This is a genomic window from Kitasatospora sp. NPDC004799 (assembly GCF_040609095.1).
In the GTDB taxonomy this organism is placed as follows: Bacteria; Actinomycetota; Actinomycetes; order Streptomycetales; family Streptomycetaceae; genus Kitasatospora.
The window spans coordinates 25,094-43,120 of sequence record NZ_JBEXJK010000004.1 but is presented as its reverse complement, the minus strand read 5'-3'; the positions used below and the strand labels follow the sequence as shown (position 1 = coordinate 43,120).

Below are 18,027 nucleotides of genomic sequence, written 5' to 3'. Positions count from 1 at the left end.
TCTGCCGGATGACAGCCACTCTGAACGACTCCGTCCGCGCGCTGCTCGACGCGCCCGTCCCCGCCGTCCTCGCCACCCTCAACCCGGACGGGAGCCCGCAGACCTCGGTGGTCTGGGTCGGGCGCGACGGTGACGACCTGCTGGTCTCCACCGCCGCCGGGCGCCGCAAGGAGCGCAACCTGCACCGCGACCCGCGCGCCAGCCTCACCGTCTACGACCCGGCCGACCCGCTGCGCTACGTGGAGGTCCGGGGCCTGGCCACCGTCTCCGAGGACACCGGGCGCGCCCTCGCGGTCGCCCTCGCCGAGCAGTACGAGGGGCCCGGCGCCGGCCAGGAGTACCTCGAACTCCCGCCGGAGGTGCGGCGCGTGGTCGTCCGGATCAGCCCGACCAGGGTGGTCGGCACCGCGACGGCCTGACCGGCTCGACGGTCCTGACCCGGCCCGGCCGTCCCGGTCGGCCCGGTCGGCTCGGTGCGGCCCGGTCGGCGGCGCGCTCCGGCTCAGGTCACCAGACCGCGCCGGAACGCCTCGCCGACCGCGCCCGCCCGGTCGCGCACCCCGAGCTTGTCGTAGATCCGCAGCAGGTGCGTCTTGACGCTGGCCTCGGTGATGTAGAGCCGGCCGGCGACCTCCTTGTTGGAGGAACCGTGGGCGACCAGCCGCATCACCTCCAGCTCACGCGCGCTCAGCACGCCCGGGCCGGGCCGCCGTACCCGCTCCATCAGCCGCTTGGTGATGGCGGGGGAGAGCATCGCCTCGCCCCGCGCCGCCACCCGGGCCGCGCGCAGCAGGTCCTCGGTGGGCGCGTCCTTCAGCAGGTAGCCGGTGGCGCCCGCCTCGATCGCGGGCAGCACGTCGTTGTCGGTGTCGAAGGTGGTGAGCACCAGCACCCGGACCCCGGGCGCCGTCTCGCCGAGCCGGCGGATCGCGGTGACGCCGTCCATCACCGGCATGCGCAGGTCCATCAGCACCAGGTCGGGCCGCGCGCCGGCGACCAGGTCGAGCGCCTCGGCGCCGTTTCCGGCCTCGCCGACCACCTCGAACTCGGGGCTGCCGGCGAACGCGCCGCGCAGGCCGTCCCGGACGATCGGGTGGTCGTCCACGATCAGCAGCCGTACGGGGAAGGGCGGTTCGCTCATCCGGCGGCGCCCCGGCGGATCGCGGGCACGCTCGCGTTGACCGCGGTGCCCGCCCCCGGCGCGCTCTCCACGGTCAGCGTCCCGAGCACCCGGTGGAGCCGCCGCCGCAGGCCGTCCAGCCCGTAGCCGCTCGCGCCGTCGGCGGGCGGCGGCCCGTCGAGGTCGGCCACGGCGAAGCCCGCCCCGTCGTCGTGCACGTCCAGCATGACCGTGTCCTCCAGGTAGGAAATGGTCAGCCTGACCCTACTGGCAGCGGCGTGCTTGGCGATGTTCGCGAGCGTCTCCTGGGCCACCCGGAACAGGGCGATCTCGGTCTCCGTCAGCAGCGGCACCGGATCGCCGGTGGTCTCCACCGAGGTCGGGACGCCCTCGCGGGCCGACCAGCGCTGGGCGAGGTCCTGGACGGCGGTCGGCAGCTGGGCCTCCTCCAACTCGACCGGCCGCAGCGCCGCGACCGAACGCCGGGCCGCGGTGAGGCTCTCCCGGGCCAGCACCCGGGCCTGTTCGAGGTGCCACTCGCGCCGCTCGGGCCGCGGCCGCGCGCGGTCGGCGGCCTGGAGCTGGGTGACGATGCCGGCCAGCCCCTGGGCGATGGTGTCGTGGATCTCCCGGGCCATCCGCTGCCGCTCGTCCTGGATGCCCGCCTCCCGGGCCTGGACCAGGAGTTGGGCGTGCAGGCCGTTGTTCTCCGCGATCACCGCCTTCAACTCGGCCACCAGCCGCCGCCGTTCCTCGCTGCGCTCGTTGAAGCGGTACGACAGGTTCCCGAACAGGCCGATCAGACAGGTCTGGAGGCAGACCGAGACGGCCGCCACCGCTATCCGCGCCGAGCTGTCCGGCACCCCGCCGGGGATCAGGTTGATCAGCAGCGAGGTGGCGCCGACGTCGACGAAGGCCCACAGCGGCGGGAGCAGGTCGTAGGCCTGCACGAACCCGATCACGGCGAACACGAAGAAGATCGGGTGCTGGGTCATCAGCAGTGCGGCCAGCACCTGTTGGCCCGCCACGTAGGCCAGCATCGGGCCGGTGCGGCCCCTCCACCGCGGCGACCGCAGGGTGTACATCGCCAGCGTCCACGCGGCGGTCGCCGCGACCAGCGGGAGGACGGTGACGGGTGCGGTGGACGCGCCCTCCTGCGGCCGCACGAGGCAGAGCACGGTGGCCACGCCGAGCAGGGCGAGGGGGAGGGGCACGAGGAAGCGGCGGAGGTCGATCGGTTCGGCGCTCTTCAGGATGCTGCTCATCGGCTTCCCTCCACTGGTCACGGACCCCCCAACCTATGCGCCGCTCTGCTCCCGGGTCCGAACGCCCTACTCCCAGCGGAAGAGCCGCGCCGCCGCGACACCGCAGACCACCGTGTAGCCGAGGAGGACCAGCAGCGCCGCCGCGCCCGGCGGACGGCCCTGGGCCACGTCGCCGAACGCCTGGACGGAGGCGCCGAGCGGGGTGAAGTCGCCGATCCGGTTGACGGCGGCGGGCATCGCGTCACGCGGCACGTAGAGGCCCGCGAAGAACATCAGCGGGAAGAACAGCATGCTGCCGGCGCCGGTGGCGGCCCTGGTGGTCCTGAGCACCGAGGCGAGGAGCAGCCCGATGGACAGCACCGCGGTGGCGGAGAGCAGGAAGGTCGGTACGAAACCGGCCGGGTTGCCCGGCAGCCCGACGTTCCACAGCAGACGGGCGGTGGCGAGCACCAGGACGGTGGTGGTGGCCGCCACGGTGGTCTGGACGACCAGTTGGGCGACCAGCACCCGGGCCGGGCCGACCGGCGTGGTCGACAGCCGGCGCAGCACGCCCTTCTCCCGGTAGCCCACCAGGTAGGTCGGGGTGATGAACAGGCCGGTCATCGCGAAGGCCAGCACCACCGTGACGGGCGTGTAGGAGTCGATGACGCGCCGGCCGAGTCCGGGCTCGACCGCGCGGGAGGACGGGATGCTGCCGATGATCACCACCAGGGCGACCGGGAACAGCAGCGTCCAGAAGTACGCGGCCGGGTCCCGCAGGAAGAGCTTGAACTCCACGGCCGTGAGCCGGCTCATCGCCCGCACGGGGTCTCCTTCCAAGGGGGATGGGGGTCTGCTTCGAGGCCGGGACGGTTACGGGGACGACTACGGGGACGGCTACGAGGGCTGGTCGAAGCGGCGGCCGGTCAGCGCGAGGAACGCGTCCTCCAGGCTCGCCGGCTCGGCGCGCAGGTCGGCGGCGACGATCCGGCTGCGGGCCAGCGCGGAGGCGACGGCGTACACCAGGTTGCCGGTGCCGGTGACCTCCACCTGCGGGCCGCGCCGCTCGACCGAGGTGACCTCGGGCAGCGCGGTCAGCACGCGGTCGTCGAGCGGGGAGGTCGGCCGGAACCGCACCCGCTGCTCGGCGCCCACCCCGGCCACCAGACCGGCCGGGGTGTCCAGTGCGACGATCCTGCCGCCGTCGACCAGGGCCAGCCGGTCGCAGAGCCGCTCGGCCTCCGCCATGAAGTGGGTGACCAGGACGACGGTGACGCCCCGGGCGCGGATCTGCTCGACCAGCTCCCAGGTGTCGCGCCGGGCGGCCGGGTCCAGGCCGGTGGTCAGCTCGTCCAGCACGGCGACCCTCGGGTTGCCGACCAGCGCCAGCGCGATCGACAGCCGCTGCCTCTGCCCGCCGGAGAGGGCGGCGAACGGGCTGTCCAGCTCGTCCAGCAGGTCCAACTCGGCCAGCAGCTCCCGCCAGTCGGCGGAGTCGTCGTAGAACGAGGCGTACAGCCGCATCGCCTCGGCGACCCGGAGCCTGTCCGGGAGCTCGCTCCGCTGCAGCTGCATGCCCAGGATGCGGCGCAGTTCGGCGGCGTCTCGGCGAGGGTCCAGACCGTACACCGAGATGCTGCCGCCGACCGGCTCGCGCAGCCCGGCGATGCACTCGACCGTCGTGGTCTTCCCCGCCCCGTTGGGGCCGAGGATCCCGAAGATCTCCCCCTCCCGCACGTCGAAGGAGATGTCGTCCACGACGACCTTCCGGCCGTACCGCATCCGCAGGTTCGAAACGACGATCGCCGGCACTGTGCAGGTCTCCGTTCTCCGAGGTCTCCCACCAGTGTTCGGCGCGCGCCGCTCCGCCCGGATCGACCGGGCGATAGCCGTTCGGTGGAACCTCCCGCGACCGAACGGTTGACACCGGGTGATGTACGGGAGCGCTTCGCATACGTCCTGTACGTCCTGTACGTCCTGTACGTCGTGGCCGTTGGGCGACGTTGTGGGCCGGTGCGCGGTCGGCGGCGCGCCTGCGGATAGCCTGGGCCGCCATGACGCGTGTGTGGATGCTGCCGCTGTTGCTGGTGCTCGGGGGTGCGGCCGTCGCGGGCGGGCTCGCCTTCAACGGGAGTCGCGGAGCGGCCGTCCTGTACCTGCTGCTGTTCACGGGGCTGGCGCTCGTGAGCTCGCCCCTGGTCTTCCCGCGGTCGCTGGGGGCGGCGGAGGCGCAGCTCCGCAGCTCGGCCGACGGCCGGCCGGTGGTGTACTGGCGGCCGGGCTGCAAGTACTGCCTGCGGCTGCGCCTGAAGCTCGGCCGCTCGGCCCGGCAGGTGTACTGGGTCGACATCTGGCGCGACCCGGAGGCGGCGGCGGTGGTGCGGGCGGCCAACGACGGCAACGAGACCGTGCCGACGGTCGTGGTGGACGGCCGGGCGTACACCAACCCCGACCCCGCGTGGGTGCGCGGGCAGCTCTCCTCCGCGAGCTGAGCGGGGGAGTGACGCGCCGGTAGGCGGTACCACCGGGCCGACCGGTGGTACCGCCTGTTGTCTGCCGCCTGTTGTCTGCCGTCTGCCGTTTGTCGCCGGTGTGCGGCGGCGGTGCTGTCGGGCGCCAAGTCCCGTGCGGCTAGCGGACCTCGGCCACCAGGGGCCCGTACGTCGCCTTGATCTCCGCCTCGGCGGACTGCCACTGCGGGGTGTCGACCACCACGCCGGCGCCGTCGATCGCGAGCGTCACCGACTCGATCACCACACCCTTGGCCCGCCAGGTCTCGGTGTCCGCGCGGATCCGGGAGGCGAACGCCAGGAGCTGGGCCCGGGAGCCCGCCGCGTCGGCGAACTGCACCTTCACCGCGAGCTGGTCGGCCGCCATGGCGGTGACGTCGGCGTCCAGGGCGCTGCCGGGCACCCGCATCACGAAGAGCGTGTCGGTGGTCGTGTCGCGGCAGGTGCCGAAGTAGTGGTCGGGGTACCGCGCCAGCGCCATGTCCTCAAGGGCCTGACCCGCCCGTGCCAGGCGGAGCCACTCCGGGGTGCCCGACACCTGCGCCGACGGCGAGCCCGAGGACGTGGGCCAGGCGGTGGGGGAGCCCGAGGCGGGAACCGAGGCGGAACCCGGGACCGTGGGCCGGTCCGACGGCGAGCCGGTGGCCGAACCGGTCGCCGAGCCGGTCGCCGAGCCGGTGGCCGAGCCGGACGGTGAGCCGGTCGGTGAGGCGGCGCCGGAGGGCGGTGCACCCGTCGACGGGAAGCCGGACGAGGGTGCCCCCGAGGTCGGCTGGCCGGAGCTCGGTTGGCCCGACGAGGACGGTTGGCCCGACGAGGGCGGTGCCGACGACGGGAAGCCGGTCGACGGCTGCCCCGAGGACGGAGGCCCGCTCGGGAACTGGCTCGGGTGCTGGTGCCACCCCGGCGTCCGCATCGCCGACGGCCCCTTCGTGCAGCTCAGGGTCACGAGCTGCTGCGCCGGGAACGAACCGCTCGGCGACGGACTCGACACGCCGACGCCGACCCCGGCCACCCCCGCACGACCGTTCCCGCCCCCGCCGCCGAGCTGCGTCAGCACCACCGCGCCGACGACCAGGACCGCCGCCGCCGTCACCGCCCGTACGGCCGTCCGTCGCCGCGCCCGCCGTCGCCCGGCCTCGTGCAGCTCGGCCAGCGGCGGACTGCCGGTGACCCCGGCCGCATGCGCGCCGAGCCGGACGACCAGCTCCTCCTCGAACCTGTCTTCAGCGCTCACGGCCCCACCAACTCCCTCGCGTTCTCCATGTCCTGTCGAAGCGCCTTGATCCCGCGCGCCAGATGCGTCTTCGCCGTGGGCACCGAGCACCCCAGCTCCTCCGCCACCTGTGCGACCGGCAGGTCCAGGTAGTAGCGCAGCACCACGGCCGCCCGCTGCCGCCTCGGCAGCCCGGCGAGTGCCGCCGCCAACCGGTCGTCCCGCTCGCCCTCCTGGGCCGCCGGCCCGTCCGGAAGCGCGGAGGTGAGCACCTCGCGCCTGGTCCGCCGCCAGCGCGACACGTGGGTGCGGACCATCGTTCTGCGGACGTACCCCTCGGTCGCCGCGGCGTCCCGGATCGCGGAGCGCCGCGGGTACACCTGCGCCAACGCGTCGTGCAGCAGGTCCCGGGCGTCGTGGACGTTCCCCGTGATCAAGTACGCCCCCCGCAGCAGGGCCTGGTACCGCGCTGCGACGAACTCGTCGAACGGGTCGGATCCGGAGCCCCCCGGGCGGATCGATTCGCGCTTCATACCCCCAGGACGCCCCGGGCCCCGGAAACGGATGACAAGCCACCGACACCACTTCCCGCGCGGCACCACTTCCGCATGGCACCGCTCCCGCGCGGCACCACCCGCACCACCGGGCGGCCGGTTCCGCACCCGCACCCGGCTGCGCCGGTCCGTTCGCGAGTTCTGGTCGCACATCTTGTGCTATGTCATGACCAAGCTCACACTTCCGATTTACGAACACGCGTGTCCTCCCGCGTGAACGTCCATCACCTCCTCATCCGTCGGGCTGCCCCCCTCTGACCGGGGCGGCGCCTCGTTGGCCTCCCGCACAGGACGTCGGTCCGGCCGACTTCCCGTGCGTGGTGGCGCGTTGTCCTGACCCCCGCGCACCGACCGGAGCGGGCCGCCGTGCCCCCGGACCGCGGTCCGCCCGCGTCGTTCGTCCTTCCACCTCCACGCAAAGGAGCTTCGGATGAAGCACCCGCGCACCCCTGCCCCCTGGCGGCGGACGTTCGCCGCCGTCGCGGCGGCCGCCCTCGCCCTGGCCGGCGCCGCCTGGAACACCGGCCCGGCGGCCACCCCTGCCGCTGCCGCCGTCGCAACTCCGGCCTCCCACAAGGCCGTTCCCGCCCAGAGCGTCAACGGCGGCGGGCCGAACCTGGTCCGGGCGAGCGCCGACCCGCTCATCGACGCAGGCAGCCAGCACGCCACCGAGGTGGAGCCCGACACCTTCGCCTACGGCGGCACGATCGTCGCGGCCGCCCAGGTCGGGCGGTTCACCGACGGCGGCGCGGCCGGCCTCGGCTGGAGCACCTCCCGGGACGGCGGCGCCAGTTGGCGGAGCGGCATGCTGCCCGGCCTCACCGCCCAGTACGGAAACGGCAGTTGGGCCCGCGCCTCCGACCCGGTCGTCGCCTACGACGCCAAGCACGCCACCTGGATGGTCGCCGGCCTGGTCATCGACGCGGGGCGCAACCCGATGGGTGTGACCGTCAGCCGCTCCGCCGACGGCCTGGGCTGGCGGGAGCCGGTGCGGGCGGTCGGCTTCGACGGCCAGGCCTTCGACAAGGAGTGGATCGTCTGCGACAACACTCCCACCAGCCCGTACTTCGGCACCTGCTACATCGAGGTGGACATCCCCTCCTCCGACAACCTGATGGTCATGTCCGTCTCCCGGGACGGCGGCACCACCTGGTCCGCCCCGACGGGCCCGTCCGGCGTCAACCTGGGCCTCGGCGGCCAGCCGCTGGTGCGGCCCGACGGAACGGTCGTGGTCCCGTTCTCGACCGACACCACCTCGATCCGCTCCTTCACCTCCACCGACGGAGGCGGCTCCTGGAGCCCCACGGTCCTGGTCGCCGACGTCTTCGCGCACGGTGCCGCGGGCGGCCTGCGCGACGGGCTCGGCCTGCCCTCCGCCGAGATCGACGCCGACGGCAGGGTCTACGTCGCCTGGCAGGACTGCCGCTTCCGCGCCGGCTGCCCGGCCAACGACATCGTCTACGCGACCTCGGTCGACGGCACCACCTGGTCCGCCGTGTCCCGGGTGCCGATCGACCCCACCACCAGTGGCGTCGACCACTTCCTCCCCGGCCTCGGCGTCGACCCCGACACCGCCGGCCCCGGCGCCAAGCTCGGGCTGTACTACTACTTCTACCCGAACACCGACTGCACGGCCGCCACCTGCGAGTTGGCGGTCGGCTTCATCTCCTCCGCCAACGGCGGCGCCACCTGGAGCAGGCCGCAGACCGTCGCCGGTCCGATGCCGCTGACCCGGATCGCCGCCACGTCGGGGGGCCGCATGGTCGGCGACTACCTCTCCACCTCCGTCCTCAACGGCAGGGCGGTGGCGGTCTTCGCGGTCGGCAGGGCGCCGACCGACGGCCGGGCCTTCGACGAGGCCATGTACGCCGTCGCGGGCGGCCTGCCCGTCCGCGCCGGGACCACCCCGTCCAGCACCGGGCCGGTCGCGTTCGCCGGGCCCGCCCGGGAACGGCCGGGTGGGCCGGTGATCCGCCAGTGATCTGCCGGTGATCCCACTGGTGAGTCGCCGCTGACCGCTCCGGCCTGTCCCGGCCCGCTCCGGCCCGCCCCGTCCTCCCACTCGGCCCGTCCTCCCGCCCCGGTGGGAGGACGGGCTCCGCCGTGCCCCGGGGCCCTCGACGGTCTTCCCAGGCAAGGCGAAGAAGCGTTACAGTCAACAGCTGTAACGAATCTTCGAAAGGCGGACGGCATGGACAGCAGGCAGGCACTCGTCGAGCGCAGCATCCCGTTCCTGCGGGAGGTCGGGAACCGCACCGCCGGCCGGGAGCTGGAGGCCTGGCTCAACAGCACCTACGGCCCCGAGTCCGAACTGCACGCGGAGCTGTCGGCGCTGGTCAGGCAGGGGCTGGAGGAGGGGTGGGCCGCGAACGTCGAGATCGACGGCCCGAACTACCGCCGCAGCGTGATCGAGCCGCCCTCGGAGCGGACGGGGTACGTCAGCATCACCGCCGTGTACATGAACAGTGTGCCGGTCTACCGGGGCCAGTTCCACCAGCACCCGTACGGCGAGATCAACCTGGTCGTCCCGATCGACACGGGCGCCGAGCTGCTCGGGCCGCTCGGCTGGCAGGGGGCGGGCTGGACGGCTCCGGCGCCGGGCAGCAAGCACTACCCCGAGGTGCGCGGCGGCGCGCTGGTCGCGCTGTTCTACCTGTCGGCCGGCCGCATCTCGTACGACGTCCGGCCGGGCGCGACGTAGGTGCCCGCTGCCGGGGGCTATCCCTGCTCGACCGCGCGGATCGTGGGCCAGAGCATGGCGACGATCCGGTCGGCGTGGTCGGTGGGCGTGGCGGCTCCGGTCTGGAGGTAGTCGCCGAAGTAGCTGCCGAAGCAGAGGGTGACGACGGTGTCGAGGTCGGCGTCCGGGCGGACGGCGCCGGTGGACTGGAGGTGGCGCAGGGTCTGTTCGAGTTCGGCGCAGCGGGGTTTGTTGCCCTGTTCGCGCATCAGCTCGAACAGGGCCGGTTCGCGGTCGGCCTCGCCCATGAAGTTGCCGTGCAGGGCCATCGCGCGTTCGTTGCTGTGGCGGGGGTCGAGGCGCCGGACGGCCTCGGTGAAGGCCTCCAGCGGCGTCATCGCGTCGACGTCCAGGGGCCGGTAGGCCTCGCGCTGCTGCTGCAGGCCGTACCGGAGGGCGTCCACGACCAGCTCGTACTTGTTCGGCCAGCGCCGGTACAGGGTCGGGCGGGTGACGCCGGCGTCGGCGACCACGTCCCCGATCGTCATCCGGGTGTAGCCGTCGGTTGCGAGACGCGCGCGGGCGGCCCGCAGGATCGCCTCCTCGATCGCCGGGTCCCGCGGCCGGCCGCCGGCGTGCGGGGCCTGCCCCGCCTCGGGCGCGACCGCCTTCGCCTTCGCCCTGCCCGCCGCCCGACGGGCGCTCTCGTCCTTGCTGCTCACGGGGTGTGCCTCCTTCGGGTGTCCACCCTAACCAGTTCCGGGCGTCGGGCCGCGCGGCCGGTCGCCGTCGACGAGGCCGGGACCGGACCTCCACCGGGCCGGCGTCTCCGTGCCGGTCCGGTGGAGGTCGACTTCCCTGTGCAGTGCGTCCGGTGAGAACGTGCGGTCGCGTGGAAGGGTGGGCCGCCCAGTCGTGCGACGCCTGGCCGAAGGACGCTGCGGTCAGAGCAGGCGGCGCAGGAGGCGGTTCTTGAGCGGGGTGAAGGGCGGGTAGGCGAGGCGGAGGGGGTCAGCGGCCAGGGGCTTGTCGAGGACGGCCTTGGTGTGGCTGAAGGTGTCGAGGGAGTAGGCGCCGTGGTAGCGGCCGAGGCCGCTCTCGCCGACGCCGCCGAAGGGCAGGGTCGGGACGGTGAGGTGGACGTTGGGGGCGCCGAAGGAGAGGGCGCCGGAGGAGGTCTCGGCGGTGAGGCGGCGCTTGGTGGCGGGGGAGGGGGTGAAGGCGTAGAGGGCGAGGGGCTTGTCGCGGGCGGTGATGAAGGCGATCGCGGCGTCGAGGTCGGGGACGCGGATGATCGGCAGGACGGGGCCGAAGACCTCCTCGCGCATCACCGGGGCGTCCGGGTCGACGTCGGCGAGGACGGTGGGGGCGAGGTAGCGGGTGGCGCGGTCGTGGTCGCCGCCGGTGACGAGACGGCCGTCGGCGAGCAGGGCGGTCAGCCGGTCGAAGTGGCGCTCGTTGACGATGCGGCCGTAGTCCGGGCTCTTCGCCGGGTCGGTGCCGTACATCGCGCGGATCGCGGCGGTCAGGTGCGGTTCGAGCGCGGTCGCGGTGCCGCCGATGGCGAGGACGTAGTCGGGGGCGGTGCAGCTCTGGCCGGCGTTCATGAACTTGCCCCAGGCGATCCGGCGGGCCGCGGTGGCGAGGTCGGTGCCGGGCTCGACCACGACCGGGCTCTTGCCGCCCAACTCCAGGGTCACCGGGGTGAGATGGCGCGCGGCCGCGGCCATCACGATGCGGCCGACGGTGCCGTTGCCGGTGTAGAAGACGTGGTCGAAACGCTGCTCCAGCAGGGCGGTGGTCTCCGGCACGGCACCCTCGACCACGGCGACGGCCTGCGGGTCGAGCGCGCGGGGCAGCCAGTGGGCGAGCAGCGCCGAGGTGGCCGGGGCGAGTTCGCTGGGCTTGACCACCGCGCAGTTCCCGGCGGCGAGCGCGCCGACCAGCGGGGCGAGGGCGAGCTGCAGCGGGTAGTTCCACGGGCTGATGATCAGCACGGTGCCGAGCGGCTCGCGGACGGTACGGGCCCGGGCGGGCCGCAGCGCCAGCGGGACCGGTACCCGGCTCGGCCGCAGCCAGCGGTCGAGATGGCGCAGGGTGTGGTCGATCTCGTTGACCACGAGGCCGATCTCGCCGGTGTACGCCTCGGTGGCGCTCTTGCCGAGGTCGGCGTGCAGGGCGGCCGTGAAGGCCGCCTCCTGCTCGGTCAACAGCCTTCGCAGAGCGCGGAGTTGGGTCTTGCGCCAGGCGATGGAGCGGGTGCGGCCGGTGGCGAAGGCGGCATTCAGCCGGGCGACGGTGGCGGCGGCGTCGGTGCCGCTCGCGTCGGTGCCGCTCGCGTCGGTGCCGCTCGCGTCGGTGCCGGCCGCGTCGGTGGGCAGGGTGGCGGGGCCCGCGGTGTCCGTGGTCATGCCGCCGAGCATAAACGAAACGAAACACTTTCGTTTCTTGTTTCGGTAGACTCGTCGGCATGACCCCCAGCACGCCCCCGTCCCAGCCCGTCGAGCCCACGGCGCGTCGGGGCCGCCCCCGCGACGCCGCCCGGGACCGGGCGCTGCTGGACGCCACGCTGGCCGTCCTGGCGGAGAGCGGCTACGGCGGGCTGACCACCGCCGCCGTGGCGGCCCGGGCGGGGGTGTCCACCGCGACCCTCTACCGCCGCTGGTCGTCCAAGGAGGACCTGGTGATCGCCGCCGCCGCGCTGTACGGCGAGGGCTCGTACGCGCAGCCGGACACCGGCAGCCTCGAAGGCGACCTACGGGTGGTCCTCCACGACAAGGCGGCCACGATGACCGGCGAGGGCGGCCGGCTGATCCGCGCCCTGATCGGTGAGGCCGCCCACAACACCGCCCTGGCCGGCGCGCTGGTGGGCGCCTTCCTCCAGCCGGTGTACCGCCGGGTGACGGAGGTCGTGCGACGGGCCGTCGAACGCGGCGAGATCCCGCCGGTCGCGGACGCGGACCTGGTCGGCGAGGTCGTGCTCGGCCCGGTGATGAGCCACTTCCTGCTCACCCCCCAACCGCCGGACGACGTCGACCCGGCCACCGCCCGCCTGGCCGCCGACCGCCTGCTGCCCTTCGCCCTGCGCGCCGTGGGCGGCCGGCCCGCGGCCTGAGCGGTCAGCGCAGGCCATCGCCCAACGGCGCGGACCCGCAAAGGTGTTGACCAGGTGGGGGCGGGTCAGCTCCGGCGCAGTACCGCGTGCATCTCCCCGGATTCGAGCGCGTGCGGGTTGCTGTACGCCGCGTCGGTCAGGAGATGCGCGCGCAGCTCCTCGCGGGCGTCGGCGATGGCCTCCTTGGCGGCCAGCCGACCCACCGTCAAACAGGTGAGCGGCGAGGCCGCGCGCAGCTGCTCCGCGGACAGCGCGCAACCGGCCCGGACCAGGGCCGCGTGGCGGTCCTGCGTGAACAGCCGGCGGAAGTGGTCGTCGGTGCTCAGCAGTTCGAGCAGTCGATCGACGACGGCGGCCGGAAGGTGCAGCTTCTCGTTCCCCAGTACCTGAGTCCGCATGGTAGAAAACCATAGCTGACCGCCGTGCGGCACGGGAGCCTTCCCGCGGCGCCGTCGATACCGGATCCCGCGCTCCGGATCCGCCATCCACCGAACGGATCCCCATGCGCATTCGTCGTTGTGCCGTGCTGTTCCTGGAGCCCCGCGAAGACGTGGTCTTCGACCTGGACTCGCTGCTGACCGGCGGTGCCGGGCTCGGCCGTACCCGGCGCTGGCTGGCCCTGGCCGCGCACCTCGACGGGGAGGTCGAAGTCACCGCGCCGCAGCGCGAGTTGCTCGGCCGGCTGAGCCCCGGCGGATGGCAGGAGGCCGACGCACTGGACGCCGAGGAATCGGCCCTGGTGGCCGAGCTGATCGACAGCGGCCTGGTGATCGCCGACGACGAACGCCAGGCCGCTCACCGTGAACGCGACGACGTCCTGCGGGCCGGCCATTGGTGGCCGCCCGCGGCGATGATGCACCGGCTCGCGCGGTGGGAGGGCCTGGACAGCGTCAGCAGCATGGAAGCCAACGAGCTGACCACCGCCGCCGACCTGCGGCGCAAGCTCGGCCCGCCACCCACCCACGCGCTCGGGCGCGGGGACGCGGCGGATCGGGTGCCGTTGCCGCGCATCGACGGCAACGAGTTCGACGCGATGCTGGCGCGGCGCGCGACCTGCCGCAACTTCGACGGCGAGCGGGCGCTGCCGCTGGCGACGTGCGCGCACATGCTGCAGCGCGTGTTCGCCGCGCAGTCGCAGGTGCGCATCGACGACGACACCGTGTTCCTCAAGAAGCACACGCCGTCCGGAGGCGGCCTGCACCCGACCGAGGCCTACCTGATCGTGCAGAACGTCGACGGTCTCGCACCCGGGCTGTACCACTACCACGCGGTCGATCACGTGCTGGAGCGGCTGCCCGCCCCGGACGAACCACTGGAGCGGTTCGCGCGCCGCGCCCTGGCCGGTCAGCACTGGTTCTCCGACGCCCCCGTGCTGGCGGTCCTGGTGCCGCGCTACGCGCGCAGCTTCTGGAAGTACCGTCAGCATGCCAAGGCCTACCGCGCCCTGGTGCTCGACAGCGGGCACCTGTCCCAGACCTTGTACCTGAGCGCGACCGAACTCGGCCTCGGCGCCTTCGTGACCTCGGCGATCAACGAGATCGACATCGAGCGCGGCTTCGGCCTGGATCCGCTCACCGAAGGCCCGCTGGCGGTCTGCGGCTTCGGCTGGCGCGCGCCCGCGATGACCACCAGCGAATTCGACCCGGCCGAGGAGATCTGGCAGCGAACGGCGGACCCGGCCGACGGGAGCTGAACCCGTCCGGCCACCCGGATGCGAGGCGCTCACGGAGGCGCCGGACCGATCGGCATCCGGCGGTTCGGCGGCGCGGTACCGGTCCCACCGAGCACCGTGAGAGGCCGATCCGAGCGAATCGTCGGAGGAGCGGCGGTGCCCCGGCCCCGCCCCCGTGGGCCGGGGCCCCGCCCCCGGCCGGGCGGCCTGCCCTCAGCCGACCGCCCCCCCCCGGCCGGGCGGACCGCCCTCAGCCGACCGCCCGGCCGCTGCGCCGCCCGCCCGGGTCGGCGCTGAAGGCCTGTCGGTAGTCGGTGGGCGTGACCCCGACGTGCAGGGTGAAGTGGCGGCGGAGGTTGGCCGCCGTGCCCAGGCCGCTGGCCTCGCTGACCCGGCCGATCGGCAGGTCGGTGGTCTCCAGCAGGGTCTGCGCACGGACCAGCCGCTGGTTGAGCAGCCACTTCAGCGGCGTCATGCCGGTGGCGGCCTGGAGGCGCCGGAAGAAGGTCCGGGTGCTCATCCCCGCCCGCCGGGCCATGCCGTCCACGGTGAGCGGCCGGTCGAGGTTGCGGCTCGCCCAGTCCATCACCGGGCCGAGCCCGTCGCCGTCGGTGACCGGGACGGAGAGGTCCACGAACTGGGCCTGTCCGCCCGGGCGGTGGCCGGAGACGACCATCCGGCGGGCCACCTGGTTGGCCACGTACGCGCCCAGGTCGCGTCGCACGAGGTGCAGGCACAGGTCCAGCCCGGCGGACATGCCGGCGCTGGTGAGCACCTGCCCCTCGTCGACGTAGAGCGCCGAGTCGTCGACGGTCGCCTCGGGGTAGCGCTTGGCGAGCTCCGCCGTGTGCAGCCAGTGCGCGGTGGCCCGGCGGCCGTCGAGCAGGCCCGCCTCGCCGAGCGCGAACGCCCCGGTGCACAGCGAGACCATCCGGGCCCCGGCGGCGGCCGCCGCGCGCAGGGCCGCGATGAAGTCGGAGGGCAGCGGCTCGCCGTGGGAGACCACCGCGTCCGGGACCGAGGGGACGATCACGGTGTCCGCTCCGACCAGGCCGTCCAGGCCGTGGGGCGTGCGCACCGAGAACCCCCGGGCGCCGTCCGCGGAGGGGCCGCCGACCGAGCAGAGGCGCAGGTCGTACCAGGGATCGACGAGATCGGGCTGAGGGTCGCCGAACACCGCGTTCGCGATCGCGGTCTCGTACACCTCGCACACCTGCATATCCGTGTCGTTGATCAACGCGATGGCCACAGATCCAGGAACCATGCCGTGAGTCTATGGCAGGAATTTTGCGATGCCGGTCACTTCTGCCACTGTTCGCGCCCCGTTCCCGGTGCGATCGTGCTGGAAACGGGTCGGCCGCCGGAAGCCGTTCCGACCCCTGTGGAGAAATGAACGGAGTCATCACTCATGTCGAACACCGACGCGTCCCAGGCACCGGTCACGGTCATCGGCCTCGGACTGATGGGCCAGGCCCTGGCGGCGTCCTTCGTGAAGGCCGGGCACCCGACCACGGTGTGGAACCGCACGGCGCGGAAGGCGGACGACCTCGTCGCCCGGGGCGCGACCCTGGCGGGATCGGTGCGGGAGGCCGTCGAGTCGAGCCCGCTGGTCATCGTCTGCGTCTCCGACTACGACGCCGTCGACGCTCTGCTGGACCCGCTGGAGGACTCCCTCAGGGGCCGGGTCCTGGTGAACCTCACCACGGGCACCTCGGCCCAGGGCCGGCAGAAGGCCGAGTGGGCGGCACAGCGTGAACTCGTGTACGTCGAGGGCGTCATCATGGCCATGCCGCCGGACATCGCCACCGAGAAGGCGGTGCTGCTGTACAGCGGCCCGAAGGAGGCCTACGAGCAGCACGAGGCGACGCTGAAGGTGCTCGGCCCGGTCGGGTCCGTCTACCTCGACACCGACCACGGGCTGTCCGCGCTCTACGACATGTCGCTGCTCGGCATCATGTGGAGCATCCTCAACAGCTTCCTGCACGGGGCCGCTCTGCTCGGGACGGCGAACATCAAGGCCACGACCTTCGCCCCGCTGGCCAACACCATGATCAACGTGATCACGGGCTACGTCAGCGCCTACGCCCCGCAGATGGACGAGGGCGAGTACCCGGCGGGGGACGCCACCAACCTCGTCCACCAGGCGGCGATCGGTCTCCTCGTCGAGGAGAGCGAGACCCTCGGCGTCAACGCCGAACTGCCCAAGTTCTACCAGGCGATCATCGACCGCGCGGTCGCGGCAGGCCACGGGGAGAGCGGCTACGCGGCGCTGATCGAGCAGTTCCGCAAGCCCTCCGCCTGACACACCACCCCTCACGGCGCGCAGGCGCCGTCGTCACCGCCGGCCTCCGGGCCACGGCTGTCCCAGCGTGGTCGGCGCCGGCCAGGTCGGCGCCGACCCGCAGACGCGAGTTCGAAGACGGACCCCAGGGGTGCCCACGTGGCCGACGGCCCTCTGGTGTTCGGGTGCGACGTCGATAACATGAGGACTCCTCACATATTGTCAGGAGGCTGTCATGCCGGACCGTTTCGACCTGCCGGCGGGGTTCCGCTGGGGCGTCGCCACCGCCGCCTACCAGATCGAGGGGGCGGTGGCCGAGGACGGCCGCGGCCCGTCCGTCTGGGACACCTTCGTCGCCCGCCCCGGCGCCGTCCGCGACGGCCACACGGGGGCGGTGGCCTGCGACCACTACCACCGGTACCCCGAGGACATCGCCCTGATGAAGGGCCTCGGGCTGGACGGCTACCGCTTCTCCATCTCCTGGCCCCGCGTCCTGCCCACCGGCGCCGGCGCCGTCAACCCGGCCGGACTCGCCTTCTACGACCGCCTGGTGGACGCCCTGCTCGACGCGGGCATCACCCCGCTCCCCACCCTCTTCCACTGGGACCTCCCGCAGGCCCTGGAGGACCGCGGCGGCTGGCTCGACCGCGACACCGCGTACCGCTTCGCCGACTACACCGCCGTCGTGGCCGACCGGCTCGGCGACCGCGTCCCCGCCTGGATCACCCTCAACGAGCCCTTCGTCCACACCGTCTTCGGCTACGCCCTGGGCACCCACGCCCCCGGCCGCGCCCTGATGTTCGAGGCCCTCCCGGCCGCCCACCACCAGCTCCTCGCCCACGGCCTGGCCGCCGCCGTCCTCCACGAGCGCGGCCTCGACGTCATGCTCTCCAACAACCTCACCCCCGTCGAGCCGGCCACCCCCGCCCCCGCCGACCTCGCCGCCGCCGCGGCCTACGACGCCCTCCACAACCGCCTGTTCACCGACCCCGTCCTCCTCGGCCGCTACCCCGACCTCTCCGCCCTCGGCGTCCCCGACGACATCTACGGCGCCGTCCGCCCCGGCGACCTCGACCTCGTCCACACCCCCGGTCTCGACGGCCTCGGCGTCAACTTCTACAACCCCACCCGCATCGCCGCCCCCACCGACCCGGGCCTCCTCCCCTTCGACCTCGTCGACATCCCCGACGTCCCCCACACCGCTTTCGGCTGGCCCGTCGTCCCCGATGCCCTCCGCCAACTCCTCGTCCACTTGCACGAGTTGTACGGCAAGTCCCTCCCACCCCTCACCATCACCGAGAACGGCTGCTCGGTCGAGGAGTCCACCGACCCCGACCACCCCCGCATCGACTACCTGTCCGCCCACCTCGACGCCCTCGCCCGAGCCGCCGCCGAGGGCGTCGACATCCGCGGCTACTACACCTGGTCCCTCCTCGACAACTTCGAATGGGCCGAGGGCTACCACCAGCGCTTCGGCCTGGTCCACGTCGACTTCGACACGCAAAGGCGTACGCCGAGGGCTTCGTATGCCTGGTACCGCGACCTGATCACCGCCTATCGAGGGCGAAACGAGCGGTAGTTGAAGTGTGGTGCGGCGATAGTGACCCGTTCGGCTCGGTGCAGGTCTGGTGGCGC

Annotated in this window: 19 protein-coding genes; 9 read left to right on the top strand and 10 right to left on the bottom strand. The window is 73.3% G+C overall.

What is annotated here, in order from left to right:
* The first annotated feature begins 8 nt into the window (after positions 1 to 8).
* Positions 9 to 419 carry a PPOX class F420-dependent oxidoreductase gene (locus tag ABZW03_RS01220; protein ID WP_355250254.1) on the top strand — a complete coding sequence of 137 codons (411 nt, stop codon included), beginning with the start codon at positions 9 to 11 and terminating at the stop codon, positions 417 to 419.
* An 83-nt stretch (positions 420 to 502) separates the two neighbouring features.
* On the opposite strand, the gene ABZW03_RS01215 is transcribed toward ABZW03_RS01220, so the two are convergent.
* From ABZW03_RS01215 to ABZW03_RS01200, 4 genes are all read right to left on the bottom strand, one after another.
* A complete protein-coding gene (locus tag ABZW03_RS01215) occupies positions 503 to 1,141 on the bottom strand; it encodes a response regulator transcription factor (protein ID WP_355250251.1) in 639 nt (212 codons plus the stop codon).
* Positions 1,138 to 2,385: a sensor histidine kinase gene (locus ABZW03_RS01210; protein ID WP_355250248.1), complete on the bottom strand. Its 1,248-nt coding sequence runs from the start codon at positions 2,383 to 2,385 to the stop codon at positions 1,138 to 1,140. Before ABZW03_RS01210 ends, ABZW03_RS01215 begins: the two co-directional genes overlap by 4 nt.
* A gap of 66 nt (positions 2,386 to 2,451) precedes the next feature.
* Complete coding sequence (locus tag ABZW03_RS01205; protein WP_355250245.1) at positions 2,452 to 3,180, bottom strand: ABC transporter permease; 729 nt, start codon at positions 3,178 to 3,180, stop codon at positions 2,452 to 2,454.
* A gap of 81 nt (positions 3,181 to 3,261) precedes the next feature.
* Positions 3,262 to 4,176 (bottom strand): ABC transporter ATP-binding protein, encoded by a 915-nt coding sequence (locus ABZW03_RS01200; protein WP_355250242.1) that lies wholly within the window; start codon positions 4,174 to 4,176, stop codon positions 3,262 to 3,264.
* 242 nt (positions 4,177 to 4,418) lie between these two features.
* Here ABZW03_RS01200 and ABZW03_RS01195 point away from each other — a divergent pair, with 242 nt between their 5' ends.
* Entirely contained in the window at positions 4,419 to 4,856 is a 438-nt protein-coding gene (locus ABZW03_RS01195; protein ID WP_355250239.1) for a glutaredoxin domain-containing protein, read from the top strand.
* 139 nt (positions 4,857 to 4,995) lie between these two features.
* Here the strand turns inward: ABZW03_RS01195 and ABZW03_RS01190 are convergent, their stop codons facing one another.
* Positions 4,996 to 5,355, bottom strand: coding sequence for a hypothetical protein (locus ABZW03_RS01190; protein WP_355250236.1), 360 nt, complete (start codon positions 5,353 to 5,355; stop codon positions 4,996 to 4,998).
* A 46-nt stretch (positions 5,356 to 5,401) separates the two neighbouring features.
* On the opposite strand from ABZW03_RS01190, the gene ABZW03_RS01185 reads away from it, so the two are divergent.
* A complete protein-coding gene (locus tag ABZW03_RS01185; protein WP_355250233.1) occupies positions 5,402 to 6,160 on the top strand; it encodes a hypothetical protein in 759 nt (252 codons plus the stop codon).
* Here ABZW03_RS01185 and ABZW03_RS01180 read toward each other — a convergent pair.
* Positions 6,108 to 6,623, bottom strand: coding sequence for a SigE family RNA polymerase sigma factor (locus tag ABZW03_RS01180; protein ID WP_355250230.1), 516 nt, complete (start codon positions 6,621 to 6,623; stop codon positions 6,108 to 6,110). The two genes, ABZW03_RS01185 and ABZW03_RS01180, sit on opposite strands and share 53 nt — an antisense overlap.
* Positions 6,624 to 7,074: 451 nt before the next feature.
* Here ABZW03_RS01180 and ABZW03_RS01175 point away from each other — a divergent pair, with 451 nt between their 5' ends.
* Together ABZW03_RS01175 and ABZW03_RS01170 are read left to right on the top strand one after the other, a co-directional pair.
* Entirely contained in the window at positions 7,075 to 8,625 is a 1,551-nt protein-coding gene (locus tag ABZW03_RS01175) for a sialidase family protein (protein WP_355250227.1), read from the top strand.
* Positions 8,626 to 8,835: 210 nt separating this feature from the next.
* Positions 8,836 to 9,345, top strand: coding sequence for a DUF4863 family protein (locus tag ABZW03_RS01170; protein ID WP_355250224.1), 510 nt, complete (start codon positions 8,836 to 8,838; stop codon positions 9,343 to 9,345).
* Positions 9,346 to 9,362: 17 nt separating this feature from the next.
* On the opposite strand, the gene ABZW03_RS01165 is transcribed toward ABZW03_RS01170, so the two are convergent.
* Positions 9,363 to 10,046, bottom strand: coding sequence for a TetR/AcrR family transcriptional regulator (locus ABZW03_RS01165; protein ID WP_355250221.1), 684 nt, complete (start codon positions 10,044 to 10,046; stop codon positions 9,363 to 9,365).
* A 222-nt stretch (positions 10,047 to 10,268) separates the two neighbouring features.
* Positions 10,269 to 11,735: an aldehyde dehydrogenase family protein gene (locus ABZW03_RS01160; protein WP_355250218.1), complete on the bottom strand. Its 1,467-nt coding sequence runs from the start codon at positions 11,733 to 11,735 to the stop codon at positions 10,269 to 10,271.
* A gap of 59 nt (positions 11,736 to 11,794) precedes the next feature.
* Between ABZW03_RS01160 and ABZW03_RS01155 the strand changes: the two genes are divergently transcribed.
* The gene (locus tag ABZW03_RS01155; RefSeq protein WP_355250215.1) at positions 11,795 to 12,439 is read left to right on the top strand and encodes a TetR/AcrR family transcriptional regulator; all 645 of its coding nucleotides are present in this window, start codon (positions 11,795 to 11,797) and stop codon (positions 12,437 to 12,439) included.
* Positions 12,440 to 12,504: 65 nt separating this feature from the next.
* Here ABZW03_RS01155 and ABZW03_RS01150 read toward each other — a convergent pair whose 3' ends face one another.
* On the bottom strand, positions 12,505 to 12,837 hold the full coding sequence (locus ABZW03_RS01150; protein WP_355250212.1) for an NHLP-related RiPP peptide: 333 nt from the start codon (positions 12,835 to 12,837) through the stop codon (positions 12,505 to 12,507).
* A gap of 104 nt (positions 12,838 to 12,941) precedes the next feature.
* Here ABZW03_RS01150 and ABZW03_RS01145 point away from each other — a divergent pair, with 104 nt between their 5' ends.
* A complete protein-coding gene (locus ABZW03_RS01145; RefSeq protein WP_355250209.1) occupies positions 12,942 to 14,132 on the top strand; it encodes a putative peptide maturation dehydrogenase in 1,191 nt (396 codons plus the stop codon).
* A gap of 229 nt (positions 14,133 to 14,361) precedes the next feature.
* Here ABZW03_RS01145 and ABZW03_RS01140 read toward each other — a convergent pair whose 3' ends face one another.
* Positions 14,362 to 15,375: a helix-turn-helix domain-containing protein gene (locus ABZW03_RS01140; protein ID WP_355250207.1), complete on the bottom strand. Its 1,014-nt coding sequence runs from the start codon at positions 15,373 to 15,375 to the stop codon at positions 14,362 to 14,364.
* Positions 15,376 to 15,519: 144 nt separating this feature from the next.
* Between ABZW03_RS01140 and ABZW03_RS01135 the strand changes: the two genes are divergently transcribed.
* Complete coding sequence (locus ABZW03_RS01135) at positions 15,520 to 16,413, top strand: NAD(P)-binding domain-containing protein (protein ID WP_355250205.1); 894 nt, start codon at positions 15,520 to 15,522, stop codon at positions 16,411 to 16,413.
* Positions 16,414 to 16,627: 214 nt separating this feature from the next.
* The gene (locus ABZW03_RS01130) at positions 16,628 to 17,971 is read left to right on the top strand and encodes a GH1 family beta-glucosidase (RefSeq protein ID WP_355250203.1); all 1,344 of its coding nucleotides are present in this window, start codon (positions 16,628 to 16,630) and stop codon (positions 17,969 to 17,971) included.
* Positions 17,972 to 18,027 lie beyond the last annotated feature (56 nt).

What these genes read in the sequence shown, in the direction of transcription:
- ABZW03_RS01220 (WP_355250254.1), top strand. Translation starts at nt 9, where the DNA reads ATGACAGCCACTCTGAACGACTCCGTCCGCGCGCTGCTCGACGCGCCC.
- ABZW03_RS01215 (WP_355250251.1), bottom strand. Translation starts at nt 1,141, where the DNA reads ATGAGCGAACCGCCCTTCCCCGTACGGCTGCTGATCGTGGACGACCAC.
- ABZW03_RS01210 (WP_355250248.1), bottom strand. Translation starts at nt 2,385, where the DNA reads ATGAGCAGCATCCTGAAGAGCGCCGAACCGATCGACCTCCGCCGCTTC.
- ABZW03_RS01205 (WP_355250245.1), bottom strand. Translation starts at nt 3,180, where the DNA reads ATGAGCCGGCTCACGGCCGTGGAGTTCAAGCTCTTCCTGCGGGACCCG.
- ABZW03_RS01195 (WP_355250239.1), top strand. Translation starts at nt 4,419, where the DNA reads ATGACGCGTGTGTGGATGCTGCCGCTGTTGCTGGTGCTCGGGGGTGCG.
- ABZW03_RS01190 (WP_355250236.1), bottom strand. Translation starts at nt 5,355, where the DNA reads ATGGCGCTGGCGCGGTACCCCGACCACTACTTCGGCACCTGCCGCGAC.
- ABZW03_RS01180 (WP_355250230.1), bottom strand. Translation starts at nt 6,623, where the DNA reads ATGAAGCGCGAATCGATCCGCCCGGGGGGCTCCGGATCCGACCCGTTC.
- ABZW03_RS01175 (WP_355250227.1), top strand. Translation starts at nt 7,075, where the DNA reads ATGAAGCACCCGCGCACCCCTGCCCCCTGGCGGCGGACGTTCGCCGCC.
- ABZW03_RS01170 (WP_355250224.1), top strand. Translation starts at nt 8,836, where the DNA reads ATGGACAGCAGGCAGGCACTCGTCGAGCGCAGCATCCCGTTCCTGCGG.
- ABZW03_RS01160 (WP_355250218.1), bottom strand. Translation starts at nt 11,735, where the DNA reads ATGACCACGGACACCGCGGGCCCCGCCACCCTGCCCACCGACGCGGCC.
- ABZW03_RS01155 (WP_355250215.1), top strand. Translation starts at nt 11,795, where the DNA reads ATGACCCCCAGCACGCCCCCGTCCCAGCCCGTCGAGCCCACGGCGCGT.
- ABZW03_RS01150 (WP_355250212.1), bottom strand. Translation starts at nt 12,837, where the DNA reads ATGCGGACTCAGGTACTGGGGAACGAGAAGCTGCACCTTCCGGCCGCC.
- ABZW03_RS01145 (WP_355250209.1), top strand. Translation starts at nt 12,942, where the DNA reads ATGCGCATTCGTCGTTGTGCCGTGCTGTTCCTGGAGCCCCGCGAAGAC.
- ABZW03_RS01140 (WP_355250207.1), bottom strand. Translation starts at nt 15,375, where the DNA reads ATGGTTCCTGGATCTGTGGCCATCGCGTTGATCAACGACACGGATATG.
- ABZW03_RS01135 (WP_355250205.1), top strand. Translation starts at nt 15,520, where the DNA reads ATGTCGAACACCGACGCGTCCCAGGCACCGGTCACGGTCATCGGCCTC.
- ABZW03_RS01130 (WP_355250203.1), top strand. Translation starts at nt 16,628, where the DNA reads ATGCCGGACCGTTTCGACCTGCCGGCGGGGTTCCGCTGGGGCGTCGCC.